Source organism: Ruegeria sp. AB10, from assembly GCF_056542745.1.
In genome coordinates this window covers 935,682-949,954 of the sequence record NZ_JBQGAI010000001.1, presented here as the reverse complement: position 1 = coordinate 949,954, position 14,273 = coordinate 935,682, and the positions used below count along the sequence as shown (strand labels likewise).

17 protein-coding genes are annotated in these 14,273 nt (G+C 60.1%); 11 read left to right on the top strand and 6 right to left on the bottom strand.

The features are described 5' to 3' along the window. The first annotated feature begins 113 nt into the window (after positions 1–113). Positions 114–920 carry a hypothetical protein gene (locus tag ACR0NT_RS04800; RefSeq protein WP_170670518.1) on the top strand — a complete coding sequence of 269 codons (807 nt, stop codon included), beginning with the start codon at positions 114–116 and terminating at the stop codon, positions 918–920. 29 nt (positions 921–949) lie between these two features. Here the strand turns inward: ACR0NT_RS04800 and ACR0NT_RS04795 are convergent, their stop codons facing one another. Together ACR0NT_RS04795 and ACR0NT_RS04790 are read right to left on the bottom strand one after the other, a co-directional pair. Next, entirely contained in the window at positions 950–1,870 is a 921-nt protein-coding gene (locus ACR0NT_RS04795) for a manganese-dependent inorganic pyrophosphatase (RefSeq protein ID WP_170670520.1), read from the bottom strand. Between the two features lie 111 nt (positions 1,871–1,981). Then, the gene (locus tag ACR0NT_RS04790; RefSeq protein ID WP_170440790.1) at positions 1,982–2,962 is read right to left on the bottom strand and encodes a TraB/GumN family protein; all 981 of its coding nucleotides are present in this window, start codon (positions 2,960–2,962) and stop codon (positions 1,982–1,984) included. Between the two features lie 124 nt (positions 2,963–3,086). Between ACR0NT_RS04790 and ACR0NT_RS04785 the strand changes: the two genes are divergently transcribed. From ACR0NT_RS04785 to ACR0NT_RS04760, 6 genes are all read left to right on the top strand, one after another. Continuing rightward, on the top strand, positions 3,087–3,761 hold the full coding sequence (locus ACR0NT_RS04785) for a DUF2161 family putative PD-(D/E)XK-type phosphodiesterase (protein WP_170440792.1): 675 nt from the start codon (positions 3,087–3,089) through the stop codon (positions 3,759–3,761). 152 nt (positions 3,762–3,913) lie between these two features. After that, positions 3,914–4,201 (top strand): co-chaperone GroES, encoded by a 288-nt coding sequence (gene groES / locus ACR0NT_RS04780; protein ID WP_039523824.1) that lies wholly within the window; start codon positions 3,914–3,916, stop codon positions 4,199–4,201. Between the two features lie 54 nt (positions 4,202–4,255). Then, entirely contained in the window at positions 4,256–5,896 is a 1,641-nt protein-coding gene (gene groL / locus ACR0NT_RS04775) for a chaperonin GroEL (protein WP_170440794.1), read from the top strand. 247 nt (positions 5,897–6,143) lie between these two features. Next, positions 6,144–6,995, top strand: a complete 852-nt coding sequence (locus ACR0NT_RS04770; protein ID WP_170440796.1) for a DMT family transporter — start codon at positions 6,144–6,146, stop codon at positions 6,993–6,995. Positions 6,996–7,025: 30 nt separating this feature from the next. Next, positions 7,026–7,799 carry an alpha/beta fold hydrolase gene (locus ACR0NT_RS04765; protein ID WP_170440798.1) on the top strand — a complete coding sequence of 258 codons (774 nt, stop codon included), beginning with the start codon at positions 7,026–7,028 and terminating at the stop codon, positions 7,797–7,799. After that, positions 7,796–8,947, top strand: a complete 1,152-nt coding sequence (locus tag ACR0NT_RS04760) for an alpha-D-ribose 1-methylphosphonate 5-triphosphate diphosphatase (RefSeq protein WP_170670522.1) — start codon at positions 7,796–7,798, stop codon at positions 8,945–8,947. The genes ACR0NT_RS04765 and ACR0NT_RS04760 overlap by 4 nt, the downstream gene beginning before the upstream one ends. A gap of 58 nt (positions 8,948–9,005) precedes the next feature. On the opposite strand, the gene ACR0NT_RS04755 is transcribed toward ACR0NT_RS04760, so the two are convergent. From ACR0NT_RS04755 to ACR0NT_RS04740, 4 genes are all read right to left on the bottom strand, one after another. Further along, positions 9,006–10,073, bottom strand: a complete 1,068-nt coding sequence (locus tag ACR0NT_RS04755; RefSeq protein ID WP_170670524.1) for a 5-(carboxyamino)imidazole ribonucleotide synthase — start codon at positions 10,071–10,073, stop codon at positions 9,006–9,008. After that, a complete protein-coding gene (locus tag ACR0NT_RS04750) occupies positions 10,070–10,831 on the bottom strand; it encodes an NAD(P)-binding domain-containing protein (RefSeq protein ID WP_170670526.1) in 762 nt (253 codons plus the stop codon). Before ACR0NT_RS04750 ends, ACR0NT_RS04755 begins: the two co-directional genes overlap by 4 nt. Then, positions 10,828–11,313, bottom strand: coding sequence for a 5-(carboxyamino)imidazole ribonucleotide mutase (purE, locus tag ACR0NT_RS04745; RefSeq protein WP_170440806.1), 486 nt, complete (start codon positions 11,311–11,313; stop codon positions 10,828–10,830). Before purE ends, ACR0NT_RS04750 begins: the two co-directional genes overlap by 4 nt. A gap of 65 nt (positions 11,314–11,378) precedes the next feature. Further along, the gene (locus ACR0NT_RS04740) at positions 11,379–11,603 is read right to left on the bottom strand and encodes a YdcH family protein (protein ID WP_170440808.1); all 225 of its coding nucleotides are present in this window, start codon (positions 11,601–11,603) and stop codon (positions 11,379–11,381) included. Between the two features lie 164 nt (positions 11,604–11,767). Here ACR0NT_RS04740 and ACR0NT_RS04735 point away from each other — a divergent pair, with 164 nt between their 5' ends. The 4 genes from ACR0NT_RS04735 (at position 11,768) to ACR0NT_RS04720 (ending at position 14,242) form a co-directional block, all read left to right on the top strand. Next, the gene (locus tag ACR0NT_RS04735; protein ID WP_170670528.1) at positions 11,768–12,181 is read left to right on the top strand and encodes an Hsp20 family protein; all 414 of its coding nucleotides are present in this window, start codon (positions 11,768–11,770) and stop codon (positions 12,179–12,181) included. A gap of 5 nt (positions 12,182–12,186) precedes the next feature. Further along, positions 12,187–12,411 (top strand): DUF1150 family protein, encoded by a 225-nt coding sequence (locus ACR0NT_RS04730; protein WP_170423088.1) that lies wholly within the window; start codon positions 12,187–12,189, stop codon positions 12,409–12,411. Between the two features lie 86 nt (positions 12,412–12,497). Next, on the top strand, positions 12,498–13,385 hold the full coding sequence (locus ACR0NT_RS04725) for a PhzF family phenazine biosynthesis protein (protein ID WP_170670530.1): 888 nt from the start codon (positions 12,498–12,500) through the stop codon (positions 13,383–13,385). Further along, positions 13,382–14,242, top strand: a complete 861-nt coding sequence (locus ACR0NT_RS04720; protein WP_170670532.1) for a glycosyltransferase family 10 domain-containing protein — start codon at positions 13,382–13,384, stop codon at positions 14,240–14,242. Before ACR0NT_RS04725 ends, ACR0NT_RS04720 begins: the two co-directional genes overlap by 4 nt. The last annotated feature ends 31 nt before the right edge of the window (positions 14,243–14,273 follow it).

The window sequence follows — 14,273 nt, the reverse complement described above, 5'->3', positions numbered from 1 at the left end:
GCGCGGGCGGAATGACCATCCCGCACGGAGTCAGCGGGCAGGGCGCCATTCGGCTCAGAGCCGGATTTGTGTTATGATACGTGCCGATTTGTTACGTTTATTGCGATTGCAGGATGCAGAAAGAGGGCGGCTCTCAGGGTAGGACCGAAGCGGTTTTCCGATGGTTTCAGATCATCGCAATATCGCTCGCCGGTTTGTGGGCAGTGTTTCAGTTCGGCTTGCTTGAATTTGGCAAGAGCTATGTGCTGGAGGTGAATGTTTCGGCCTCGGTCGGAGAGCCGGTAATCGAGACTGGGATGGTGCCGATTAAGATTTCTTCGACCGTGCGAAACACGGGCCATAAGGAACTTACCCTGATTTTTGCCACGGCGCTGTTCGGCGAAGAACATTTCCTGCCGGTGGAAGAAGGCGAGGAACCGGTCATAAACTACTGGAGTTCGGCCTCGCACAAACCCTATCGCTTTGATGGAAAGTGGGGCGAGCGAGAATTCATATACGCAACGGCGTTCGAGTTCTTCTCACCCGACTATTGGCTGGATCGGAATGAAATGCAGACAAATGAGGTGCTTTTCTTTGGCGACCTCTTTAACGTCAATCTCTTTGCCTACCGCATCGAGTTTTATGCGGTTGAGCGATGTCGGGGGATTGCCCCGTTCCGAACGTGCTATGAATTCAAGGTGGAAACGTTTGTCCCGTCTGGGGATACCCAGTGCCTGGGGGATATTCTTGAAGTCGAGTTGGCAGACCTGTGTGTTCAGTATTGGCGTCTGGACAAATCTGCAGATCAGGGAAAGTGGGAGCGGGTTTTCCAACGTGATCTGTATACGGATCACGGCTTGATTTTGTATCGCCGCGAGGGGCTTTTGTTTCACCAGCACGCGAATGCGGGTGCCCCAAACGAAACAGGGGCACCGGAATAGGCGCCCCTGCAACTGGTGTTCAGATTAGATCAGACCTTGAGGTTCGGAATGATCTGCTTTTTTCGGCTCATGATGCCGGGCAGAACAACGGCGTCGCCATCGACCGATGCGCCAAAGCTCTTTTCGGCCACGCCTTTGACCAGATCGTTCGGCACCAGCAGGGTGGCTTCTTCGTTCAGGATGTCGACGACGAACAGCAAAACCTGATCAACACCATCTTCCTTGGCGACGTCTACCATCGAGTCCGCCAGGCTGGTCTTGCGGTCCAGCACGACGCCGGGCGCGGTGGTTTCCAGAACCGAGACGCGGAACTTGGTACCGTCGACTTCGTATTCCTTGCTGTCCATGCGGATCAGTTCAGCGTCTGAAAAGGACGACACATCCGATTTCGCGGCGAACATGTCGGCAGCATAGGCCGAGACGTCCAGACCCAGATCGGCGGCCAGTTTCTCGGCCACTTCGCGGTCATGCGCGGTTGTGGTGGGCGACCGGAATTCCAGCGTGTCCGACAGGATGCAGGTCAGTGCCGCGCCTTTGATGGCTTCGGGCATCTTGGCGGCGTCGTCGCCCATCAGGTCGACCATGATGGTCGCGGTGCAGGCCAGCGGGCGCACGGTGATGTCGATCGGGCCTTTGGTTTCCAGGCCGCCAACCAGCTTGTGGTGGTCGATGATGGCACGGATGTCGGCGCTGTTGACGCTGGCGGGCAGCTCGGCCGGGTTGTTGGTGTCGACGATGACAACCGGAGCATCCGCGTCCACATCTTCGATGATGCGCGGCTTGGGCAGGTCCCAGCGTTGCAGCATGAAGGCCGCTTCGGTGTTGGGCTCGCCCAGCAGAACGGGCTCGGCCTGCTCACCTTTGACTTCGTTCAGGTACCACGACCACAGGATCGGCGAGCCTGTGGAGTCCGTGTCGGGGGATTTGTGGCCAAATACAAGGGTTGTCATGTCAGCGTCCTGAGGATGATAAATTTGCGCGCCTTATAGGTCGGACCGCCGGGCTTGTCACCCGGCAGTGTTTACGCTGCGACGGTTGGTCTGAAATTCGCCCGTATACCCTCAGAACTGGGCGCGGGTCAGGGTGTATCCGGCCTGTTGCAACTGGTACAAAAGGCCGTGCGTGCCGCCTAGATGCCCGGCGCCCACGGCAATCACGGCGGTCTGATCCTGAATGTTCAAAATATGCGGCATCCAGTTGTTGTTCCGCTCGATCAACAGGTGCTGTTCGAACGCGTCCCATTCCTCGTCAAAGATTTCGGGTGACATGCCGGAATACTTGCGCGCCATGATGCGGCCCAGTTCGATGGAATGCGCGTGATTTTCGTCGAAATAGGCATTTGCCATAGTGACCATCTGGTCGTCGCTGTTGCCATAGGCATTGGACATCCGCGCCAGCGATTCCGCCTGTTCTTCGATGGTGTGGATTTCGAACATCGCCATCAGTTCCTCGATGCTCTCCAACGAGAATTGCGGGATGCCGCGTTCTTCGGCCAATTCATTCAGGCGTGCATCCAGCCCGCGACTGGCCTCGGGGTCTGCAATTAAACACGCAGGCATGGCCAGCGTCATGCCCAGAAACCAGGGGCGCATTTTTGCCCCCATCCAACTGGGTATGCCGCGCTCGGCCATTGCAGATGATAGGGCCGCCCATGCCTCTTCGGGCAGCAGGTCAATCAGGGTGGGGCCGGAGGTGATCAGGATCGGGCTTGGGTCACGGGCCAGTTCCTGTTCCCAAGCGTCCATCTCGTCCTGAGTCACCTCGAAATAGAAGGCATCAGCCTGGCTGAGTGTTGGTGTCAGGCGTCCGACAATCGTATCCATGCGCGGATCGCTCAGGTGGAGCGTGCCGATCAGATGCAGAACTGTGCCGCCCTTCGTTGCGATCCAGTGGTTGCCCTCGGGATAGGGTACGCCTTCAAGGGCCTGTTCCAGTTCCGCCCAGGCCGAAGGTGTCAGATCGGCCTTCAGATCACGCCCTTCGCAGGCAGCTTGCACTGTGGCGGGCAGCAGCAGGCAGATCAGAAACAGGAACAGGCGCATTTGTATCATCCCGGTTGTGTCAGTTCGGCGCCGAGCTTGCCCCGGTGCCGGGCGGTGTGCAAGGCGGATCAAGGGTTTGCACACGACCTCTGGCAATCTGTGGCATTTCGCCTAGCATGTAGCTATGGACCGCGAGCAGGATCTCTATCCCCCTATCAAGGCGCTGCTGGAGCGTCAGGGTTATACCGTCAAAGGCGAGGTTGGCGCGGCCGATATCGTTGCTGTTCGGGATGGGGATGAGCCTGTGATCGTGGAACTGAAGCTGCGGTTTTCACTGGCGCTGTTCCATCAGGCGATCACGCGGCTGAAGGTGACTGATCAGGTCTATATCGGGGTGTGCAAACCCAAGGGGCGCACGGCCCGGCGGGCGTTAAAGGACAATCTTGCGCTGTGTCGTCGTTTGGGCCTGGGGCTGATCACCGTGCGGGCCGATGGTACGGTCGAGGTACAGTGCGACCCCGGCCCCTATGCGCCGCGCAAGAACAAGGCCAAGGTCACGCGGCTGCTGCGTGAATTCGACCGGCTGAAAGGTGATCCCAATGCCGGAGGCGCCACCCGGCATGGGATCGTCACGGCCTATCGGCAGGACGCGTTGAAATGCGCGGCTCATCTGGCCGAATGCGGCGCGACCAAGGGGGCCGAGGTGGCAAAAGCGACCGGAGTACCCACGGCCACCCGTCTGATGCGGGAAAACCACTATGGCTGGTTCGACAAGATCGACAAGGGCGTCTATGCGCTATCAGACGCAGGCAGCGACGGCCTGAAACACTGGGCCTATAGCTGGGAAAGCGCCGACTGAGGTCATTTGCCAAAAAATCCATCACAGCTTGTTGACTCGGGGATTTGGACTCCCTAGCTATGCGTCGCTGGCACTCATACACCCCGAGTGCTAACGCCTCGCCATCCGGTGAGGGGAGGATAAACAAACTTTGAGCCCAAGGAGCTGCAAAGATGGCATTGAAACCGCTTCATGACCGTGTGCTGGTTCGCCGTACCGAAAGCGAAGAAAAAACCGCAGGCGGCCTGATCATTCCTGACAGCGCAAAAGAAAAGCCCAGCGAAGGCGAAGTCGTTGCAACCGGCGAAGGCGCACGCAAGGACAGCGGCGAACTGATCGCAATGGCTGTAAAAGCTGGCGACAAGATCCTGTTCGGCAAGTGGTCGGGCACCGAGGTTCAGGTCAACGGCGAAGAGCTGCTGATGATGAAAGAAAGCGACATCATGGGGATCATCGAGTAAGCCCGCGCGCTTCTCTGATCTTCATCTCATTACATTTTCTCAAGGAGAAACGACATGGCTGCAAAGGACGTCAAGTTCGACACCGATGCCCGTAACCGTATGCTGGCAGGTGTGAACATCCTGGCCGATGCTGTTAAAGTGACCCTGGGCCCCAAAGGCCGCAACGTGGTTCTGGACAAATCCTTCGGCGCACCGCGCATCACCAAAGACGGTGTTTCGGTTGCCAAGGAAATCGAACTGGAAGACAAGTTCGAAAACATGGGCGCGCAGATGGTGAAAGAAGTCGCCAGCCGCACCAATGACGAAGCCGGCGACGGCACCACCACCGCAACCGTTCTGGCCCAAGCCATCGTTCGCGAAGGTCTGAAGCAGGTTGCAGCTGGCCTGAACCCAATGGACCTGAAGCGCGGCATCGACCTGGCAACTGCCAAGGTTGTTGAAGGCATCAAGTCGGCTTCGCGCGAAGTCAAGGACTCGGCCGAAGTTGCGCAGGTTGGCACCATCTCGGCCAACGGCGAAGCCGAAATCGGCCAGCAGATCGCAGACGCGATGCAGAAGGTTGGCAACGAAGGCGTTATCACCGTCGAAGAAAACAAAGGTCTGGAAACCGAGACCGATGTTGTCGAAGGTATGCAGTTCGACCGTGGCTACCTGTCGCCTTACTTCGTCACCAACGCAGACAAGATGATTGCAGAGCTCGACGACTGCATGATCCTGCTGCACGAAAAGAAACTGTCCTCGCTGCAGCCGATGGTTCCGCTGCTCGAGCAGGTGATCCAGTCGCAGAAGCCGCTGCTGATCATCGCGGAAGACGTTGAAGGCGAAGCGCTGGCAACTCTGGTTGTCAACAAACTGCGCGGCGGCCTGAAAATTGCTGCTGTCAAAGCTCCGGGCTTCGGCGATCGCCGCAAGGCCATGCTGCAGGACATCGCAATCCTGACCGGCGGTCAGGTCATCAGCGAAGATCTGGGCATGAAGCTCGAGTCCGTCACCATGGACATGCTGGGCACCGCCAAGAAGATCGAAATCACCAAAGACGAAACAACCATCGTCGACGGTGCTGGCGAGAAAGCCGAGATCGAAGCACGTGTTGCTCAGATCCGCACCCAGATCGAAGAAACCTCGTCGGACTACGACCGTGAGAAGCTGCAAGAGCGCGTTGCCAAACTGGCAGGCGGTGTTGCTGTTATCCGCGTCGGCGGCATGACCGAAGTTGAAGTGAAAGAGCGTAAGGACCGTGTGGACGATGCTCTGAACGCGACCCGCGCTGCTGTGCAGGAAGGCGTTGTTGTGGGCGGCGGTGTTGCTCTGGTTCAGGCCGGTAAAGCACTGGAAGCACTGGAAGGCGCAAACGCTGACCAGAACGCTGGCATCAACATCGTTCGCAAGGCAATCGAAGCGCCGCTGCGCCAGATCGCTGAGAACGCAGGTGTTGACGGCGCGGTTGTTGCTGGCAAGGTCCGCGAAAGCGGCGACGCAGCATTTGGCTTCAACGCACAGACCGAAGAATATGGCGACATGTTCTCGTTCGGCGTGATCGACCCGGCCAAAGTTGTCCGTACCGCTCTGGAAGACGCGGCATCGGTTGCCGGTCTGCTGGTCACCACCGAAGCGATGGTTGCAGACAAGCCGCAGAAAGACGCACCTGCCGCAGGCGGTATGCCCGACATGGGCGGCATGGGCGGCATGATGTAAGCACGTCGAATTCGCCTCGGCGAGTTCTGACGGTCCCGACAGGTGCTTGGCTGCAAGGCCAAGCTGCCGAGAGGGAAAAGTCGCTTGACTATGGACGGGGTCGCCTTTGGGTGGCCCCGTTTTTTATTCAGGATGCCCGCTGCGCGTGCATGCCTCCGGCGGGAGTATTTTTGAAAAGATGAAGCGGGGGCGTTCCTCTGCGGGAAAGTGAGTGTGCAAATCCCTGCGGAACCGCTATGCGGTTGATATGCGACTGTTCCTCCTCACCGCGCTGACCATGTGCGCTTTTGCGGCGAACTCGATCCTGAACCGTTTGGCCATCGACAGCGGGGCCAGCGACCCCGCCGGGTTCGCGGTTGTTCGGGTTCTGGCCGGGGCTGTGGTGCTGGCTGTTCTGGTCTGGGTAAGAGCCGGGCACCTGCCGCTGCGCAATCGCCGCAGGATCGCGGGGGCGGGGTCGTTGTCCCTCTATATGATCGGGTTTTCCGTGGCGTATCTGACCCTGGATGCCGGGTTGGGGGCTTTGATCCTGTTCGGGGTCGTGCAGATTACCATGTTCGCGGTTACGTCGATGTCGGGTAACACTCCGCAAATGCGGCAGGTTGCCGGTGCCGCGATTGCGCTTGCGGGATTGGCCTATGTGCTTTGGCCTTCAGGCGCAGTTCCGGTCAATCCGGTCGGTGCCGCTTTGATGGCGGCGGCGGGGATCGGCTGGGCAGTCTATTCGCTGGTTGGACGGTCAGAACCGGACGCGCTGGCGGGGACGGCTGCAAATTTCGTGGTCGCGTTGCCGCTCACTGCGCTGGCCTTGCTGACCGCTGGAATGGAATGGCGAATGTCCGCAACGGGCTACATGCTGGCGGCATTGTCCGGAGGCGTCACCTCGGGTCTGGGGTATGCGCTTTGGTACCGCGTTCTGCCTCAGCTGCCCCCCACCACTGCAGCGGTCGTGCAACTGAGCGTCCCGATTATTGCGATTATCGGAGGCGTCGTCCTTTTGGGCGAAACGGCCAGCCTGCGTCTGGTCCTTGGCGCAGGGCTGGTACTGGGCGGAATCGCGCTGGCCGTTCTGAGGCTGAAACCCCGTCAGGGGGTTTAATCAACTCGGGTTAAGCTCTATCTGGCGGCTATGAGATACCTGCTTGCCATCTTTCTGTTGCTCGCCCCAATGGCGGCTCATGCGAAATGCGTGGTGCTGTTGCATGGGCTTGCGCGGACCGAGGCCTCGTTCACCGTGATGGAACAGTTGTTCAAGGCGCATGACTATAACGTTGTGCGTCCGGGATATCCGTCAACGGACCTGCCGATATCCGAGCTGGCCGAACAGACCCTGCCGGATGCTTTTGCGGCCTGTGGCAACGACAGGGTAAACGTGGTGGCGCATTCGATGGGCGGCATTCTGTTGCGCTATTGGCTGCAGGATCATCAGCCCGAGAATTTGGGACGCGTGGTCATGCTCGGCCCGCCCAATCAGGGCAGTCAATTGGTGGATGAACTGGGCGCGTATGAAGTATTCGGCATGTTGCACGGACCCGCCGGACTGGCGCTGGGTACCGGCCCCGAGGGCATCCCAAGCCAACTGCCTCCGGTGGATTTCGAACTGGGCGTGATTGCCGGTGAGAACTCGTTGAACCCGGTGTTTTCGTCCATGATCGACGGCCGGGATGACGGCAAAGTGTCGATCGAGACGACGAAAGTTGAAGGGATGAAGGATCACATCGTCCTGCCGGTGACCCACACCTTCATGATGAACAACCCGCGCGTCATGGCACAGGCGCTGCACTTCATCGAGTACGGGCAGTTTGATCCTCAAATCACCTGGCTGGACGGCGTGATGGATATCATCGACGAAATCTGCATCGGGCAGGATTGCTCGGAACCTGCCTCGGAGCCATCGCAATGACCGCATTGAACCTGACCCTGACCGGCGCAGAGGTGCTGCTGCCGGAGCAAGGCCTTGTGCATTCTGACTTGGCCATGGCAGACGGTGTCATTCAGCCGGACCGCACCGGGCGTGAAATCGACCTGTCAGGATATCTCGTGCTGCCCGGTATCATTGATCTGCACGGGGACGGGTTCGAGCGCCATATCGCGCCGCGTCGCGGGGCGATGAAGCAGATGGACGAGGGCATCCTCTCGGTCGAGGCCGAACTGGCGGCTAACGGTATCACCACCGCTGTTCTGGCCCAGTTCCACAGTTGGGAGGGCGGTGTTCGCGGCCCCGAATTCGCGGGGCAGGTATTTGACGCCATTGCTGCGGTCAAGGATCGTGTCGTGACCGATCTGATGCCTCAGCTTCGGTTCGAGACGCATATGCTGGAAGACTATGCGGGATTGCCCAAACGCATTGCCGAATGGCAGGTGCCCTATGTGGTATTCAACGATCACCTTCCACATGACCGTCTGGCCGAGCGGCGCAAACCACCGCGCCTGACCGGACAGGCGCTCAAGGCCGGGCGTAACCCAGAGAAACACTTCGAACTGTTGCTGTCCATGCACGACCGCCGGACCGAGGTGCCTGCGGCGCTGGACGCTCTGTGTGCAGCCCTCACCAAGCAGGGCGTGCGCATGGGCAGCCATGACGATGCCACCGCGCAAACCCGGGCCGACTGGCGCGCGCGCGGGGCGCAGATTGCCGAATTCCCTGAAACGCTTGAGGCCGCCGAGGCCGCCCGTGCCCACGGCGACTATATCATTCTGGGTTCGCCCAATGTTGTGCGCGGGGGCTCGCACAAGGGCAATGTCAGCGCGCTGGACCTGATCACGATGGGATATTGCGACGCGCTGGCCTCAGATTACCACTACCCCAGCCCCAGACGGGCCGCGCTGATGCTGGCCAAATCCGGGCTGGTGGATATGGCAGGCGCATGGGCGCTGGTGTCCTCGGGGCCTGCGCGTGTATTGGGACTGCATGACCGGGGCACGCTGGCTTCGGGGCAGCGTGCCGATCTGGTCATTCTGGATGCCGAAACCCACCGCGTTGCCGCCACTCTGGCAGCTGGTCGGGTCAGCTACATGGCCGGAGATATCGCGGCCCGGTTCGTCCGCTAACCCGCTTCATCTTTTTCCAAATACTCCCGCCGGAGGCATCGCGCGGTAGCGCGATCCCCTAGCGCGAGATGCGGTTGAAATGACCCATCTTGCGACCGGCCTTTACCTCGGCCTTGCCATAAAGATGCAGGGCCACGTCGCGTTCCTGCGCCAGCTCTGGCACGCGATCCATGTCGGCACCGATCAGGTTCTCCATGACCACATCCGAATGCCGTTGCCCGTCCCCCAACGGCCACCCGGCCACCGCGCGGATATGCTGCTCGAATTGGTCCACCGCACAGCCGTTCTGGGTCCAATGCCCCGAGTTATGCACCCGCGGCGCAATCTCGTTCACGATCAGACCGGTGGGGGTGACAAACAGCTCAACACCCATGACGCCGACATAGTCCAACGCGTTGAGGATGTTGGCTGCCAAAAGCACGGTATCCGTACGCTGCGCCGGGCGCAGGCGGGCAGGGACCGTCGTGGTGTGCAGGATGCCGTCGCGATGCACGTTCTCGCCCGGATCGAAACAGGCGACCTGACCGTCCAACCCGCGCGCGGCGATGATCGAAACCTCGTGGCTGAACTCCACGAACCCCTCAAGGATCGCCGGAGCGCCCGCCATATCGGCCAGCGCAGCCTCGGCATCCTCGGGACCACGCAACCGCGCCTGGCCCTTGCCGTCATAGCCAAAGCGGCGGGTCTTCAGAATGGCAGGCGTGCCGATCTGGTTGATCGCCGCGTTCAGGCTGTCCAGGTCGGTGATGTCGGCAAAGGGTGCGGTTTGCAGGCCAAGACCTTGCAGAAAATTCTTCTCGGTCAGCCGGTCCTGGCTGACGCGCAGCGCCTCGCGTCCCGGGTGGATAGGGCGGTGGGATTCCAGCAGGTCCAGCGCCTCGGTCGGGATGTTCTCGAATTCATAGGTGATGACGTCGACCGACTCGGCAAAGGTGCGCAGGGCGTCCGCATCGTCATAGGCCGCGGTGGTCACCCGATCGGCTACCTGCCCGGCGGGCGGGTTGGCGCCGGGTTCGAAGATGTGGGTCACAAATCCCAAACGCGCCGCCGCCACGGACAACATCCGGCCCAGCTGACCACCGCCCAGGATGCCGATCTTCGCGCCGGGTTTAAGTGTGTCGGTCATTCTTTCGTCTCCAACCGTGATCCAATCGCCGCCAGGGTCGCGCGCAACACATCATGGGCGCGACCGGACTGCAATCCATCCGTCATCTGCAGGCTCAGCGTTCCTTCGGTCGCCAGAGCGTCGCGCTCAGTGGCCAACCGCCCCGACGTACCCGTTTCCATCGTGGACAGGAACCCTGACAATAGTTGAGTTGTATAGAATTCAGCGGCATCCGCGTCGCCGGTTTGTTCGGTCAGCCACGCCGCACCGGTCGCCATCAGATCAAGCATACCGGGGACCATTGCGCAAATCGCGAAATGCGCATTCAGCGCCGCCTCGTCCGAGACGCTGACGACCGGGTTCTCCGGTTGGAACAAATCGGCAAGCAGAGCGTCATTTCCAAAGGCTGCCAGGGGGCATCCGCCCTGTTGCAGAAAGCCCAGAGGGATCGTCTGAACGAAATCCGAGGCCGGGGCGCAAAGCTGCGCCAGTTGCTGCGCCGATACTGCAGCCATGACCGAAACGATTTTCTGATCGGCGCGAAACGTCAGCGCTTCAAGGACGTCCGGTGCAATCTGCGGGCGCAGACACAGAAACACGATGTCCGAGGTGTCGATAACAGACTGCGCATCTGCAACCGTCACCCCCAGTTCGGCCTGAAGGGCCGCTGAAACGTCGGTGTTACGTTCGGTAACGGATATGGAATGCCCTTTCGAGGCCAAAAACCGAACCATCGGAGCCGCAATATGCCCGGTTCCGATGAATCCGATCCGGCTCATCCCTGTGGCTCCTCGGGGATCGAGGCCGACAGCGCCTCGCGCCAGGCATCCAGCCGCTGGGCCAGCGCGTCGTCCTGCAGGGCCAGAATACCAGCTGCCATCAGGCCCGCATTGGCACCACCGGCCGAGCCAATCGCCATGGTCGCCACCGGAAACCCTTTGGGCATTTGCACGATGGAATACAGCGAATCGACACCCGACAACGCCCGGGTCTGCACCGGAACGCCAATCACCGGCACTCGGGTTTTCGAGGCCATCATGCCTGGCAGATGCGCGGCCCCTCCGGCCCCGGCAATGATCACATGCAGCCCTCGCGAAACGGCGGTCTTGCCGTAATCCCACAACCGGTCGGGGGTCCGGTGCGCCGAAACGATGCGTTTCTCATACGCGATGCCCAGCTCATCCAGAATGTCTGCGGCTTCTTTCATCGTGGGCCAGTCCGACTGGCTGCCCATGATGATCCCCACTTTCACGTCGCTCATCCGCTTGCGTCCCTGCCTTTCGAAAGAGCGCGCACTATAGCCAAATCCCACTTCGTGGCAATGCGTCAGGCGATGATGTCAGGGGTCAAACGGTCTTCGATCAGACGAATGATGTCCTTCAGCCGCAGTTTCTGCTTTTTCAGCCGCTTGAGCGTCAGCTGATCGGCCGTGCCGGTGGACTGCAGCGCCTCAATCGCTTGGTCCAGATCACGGTGCTGGCGGCGGAAAACCTCCAGTTCAACCCGCAAAACCTCGTCTGTTTTCATCGAAAGATCGGTGGGCGCGTTCATGTGCGACTCAGTGCCTTTTGTGGTGCTTAACACACAAGATAGTGTGTCAGGGTTTATCCGGCCAGACCTTGTGGACATCCCCGCATATTCCCATATTCTATTCTACGCGGTTGCCAGAACGGGGCCGCACCACACGTCGCTTTGGCAATAAAGGACGAAAATACGTGTCGAAACTTACTCTTGGCTCATACCCGCATCTTTTGGGGTTCGAGCAGTTGGAACGCCTTCTGGAACGGTCTGCAAAGGCCGGCAACGAAGGGTACCCACCCTATAACATCGAACAGACCTCGGACTTTTCGTACCGCATCACTCTGGCCGTGGCCGGGTTCGCAGAAGAGGATCTGTCGATCACCATCGAGGATCGCCAGCTGGTGATCCGGGGCCGTCAACGTGACGACAGCGAGGGGCGAGTTTTCCTGCACCGTGGCATCGCGGCGCGTCAGTTCCAGCGCATGTTCGTGCTGGCCGACGGTGTCGAGGTGGGCGAGGCGATCATGGAAAACGGTCTGCTGCATGTGGATTTGACCCGCGCCGCACCTGAAACCGTGGTGCAAACGATCAACATAAGAAAGGGGTAAGAGCAATGAATACACCGATTGAGCTGAATACCGAAGGCGACCGGATCGTCTATGTGAAAGCTGTCGACGTCGCTGATCTGCCTCGGGAAGTGCGCGAGCAGGCGGGCGATCTGGATCAGCTTTACGCCGTCCACGATTCCGACGGTCAGCAACTGGCGCTGGTCGCCGACCGCAAGCTGGCTTTTGTTCTGGCGCGCGAACATGATTTTTCACCGGTGGCCGTCCACTGAGCCAGTCGATTTCCCCGTGACATCTGCCGCCCCGCGGGCGAGATATGCGGACCTGTAGCGGTTCGCATATCGAAAGGGCGCAATACATGAGCTGGTTTGACTTTGACTGGGTAGACGCCTTCAGCGACCGTGCGTTTGGCGGCAATGGTTGTGCTGTGGTTCATGGTGGCGCTGTTCTGTCGCAAGAGGTCTGCATGGCCTATGTGCGCGAAACCTCTCTGGTCGAATGCACGTTTACCGGCCCATCCGATGTGGCCGATATCCGGGTGCGGTATTTTCTGGCCAGCCGCGAGATTCCCTTTGCCGGGCATCCCACCATCGCCACCGTTGCCGCCATGCGGTCACGCGACCTGTTTCAGGGCGATACGCTGACGTTGGAGACCGGGGCCGGGATCGTCTCGATCCGCCTGAACGGCGATGAAATCGAAATGACACAGGTCGCGCCGCAATTTGGCAGTGCCGTACCGGTCGATCTGGTCGCCGCCGCCATCGGCCTTTCCGAAGACGCTATCATTTCCCCGCCGCAGTTTGTCTCCACCGGGCTGCCCTTCTGCGTCACCGTTCTGCGCGATCATGAGGCCTTGCGCGCCGCAAAGCTGGACGTCGGCGTGCTGCCACAAATATCTGAGAAGGCCGGGTTTTCGGGGTCGGATATGGCCGAGCCTTTCCTTGTCACACTCAAAGGTGCGACCGAAGCGGGCGACACGTTTTCACGCCTGTTGATGGCACCGCCCAGCCCGCCCGAAGATCCGTTCACCGGATCGGCCACCGGTGCAATGGCAGCCTATCTGTGGAAGCACGGGTTGATGTCCAAAGATACATTCATCGCCGAGCAGGGGCACGACATGGGGCGCCCGGGTCAGGCGACGGTCACCCGCGCCGGCCCGGTGGATGCGATGACCGGCATCAAGGTTGCGGGACGCGGCCACGTTCTGATGCGCGGTCAGGTCGATCTGCCTGAGGCTGTGCAATGACCCAACCCGCAATTGCGATCCTGCCCTATGGGCACCGGTTGGGGCCAAAGCTGGCCTCGGTCCCGTTGTCCGAACTGATCTGGCCTGAGGGCTGCCCGGACCGACTGTCCGGCAAGACTGTGGGTGATCTTGAGCCCACCGATCACCTGATCATGTATCCGAATTCAACCGTCCATCTGCGCCTGCGCCGGGGCACCCGAGCGCGGATCTCATTGATGATGGGCGAACCCTCGGCCATTCACGGCAAACACGACCGGATGCTGCGCTATACGTGGCGCCGGTTCTTCCGGGTGCTGACCTTCCATGACGTGCTGCTGCAGAACATTCCGAACGCGGTGTTCCTGCCCTATGGCGTTACCATGGTGGCCAACTGGCAGGATCTTGATGTCACGAAGACCAAATCCTGCTCACTGATCGCCTCGGCCAAGCGTGACTTTGAAGGGCACCAGTTGCGTCATTCGGTGATCGACTGGGTGCGGGAAACCGGCGCGGATGTGGATATCATGGGGCGCGGCTATACGCCCTTTGACCGCAAATCCGACGGGTTGGCCCCATACCGCTTTTCCGTGGTGATCGAGAATGTGCGGGAACGGAATTATTTCTCGGAAAAGCTGACAGATGCGATTTTGTGTTCGACGGTGCCGATCTATTGGGGTTGTCCGAATATCGGGGATTTCTTCGATACGTCCGGCATGATCCTGTGCGACTCCGAGGCTGATATTCAGTGCGCAATTCAGGCGGCCTCAGCCGAGGATTATGCCGCCCGCCTGCCGCACCTGCAGGCGATCCAGCCCAAGGCGGCCGAGTTCGGTGATTTCGAAGCCCGCGCCGTCGCGGCCATCCGCGCCGAGCTCTGACCACAAAAAAGGCCCCCGCGATGCGAGGGCC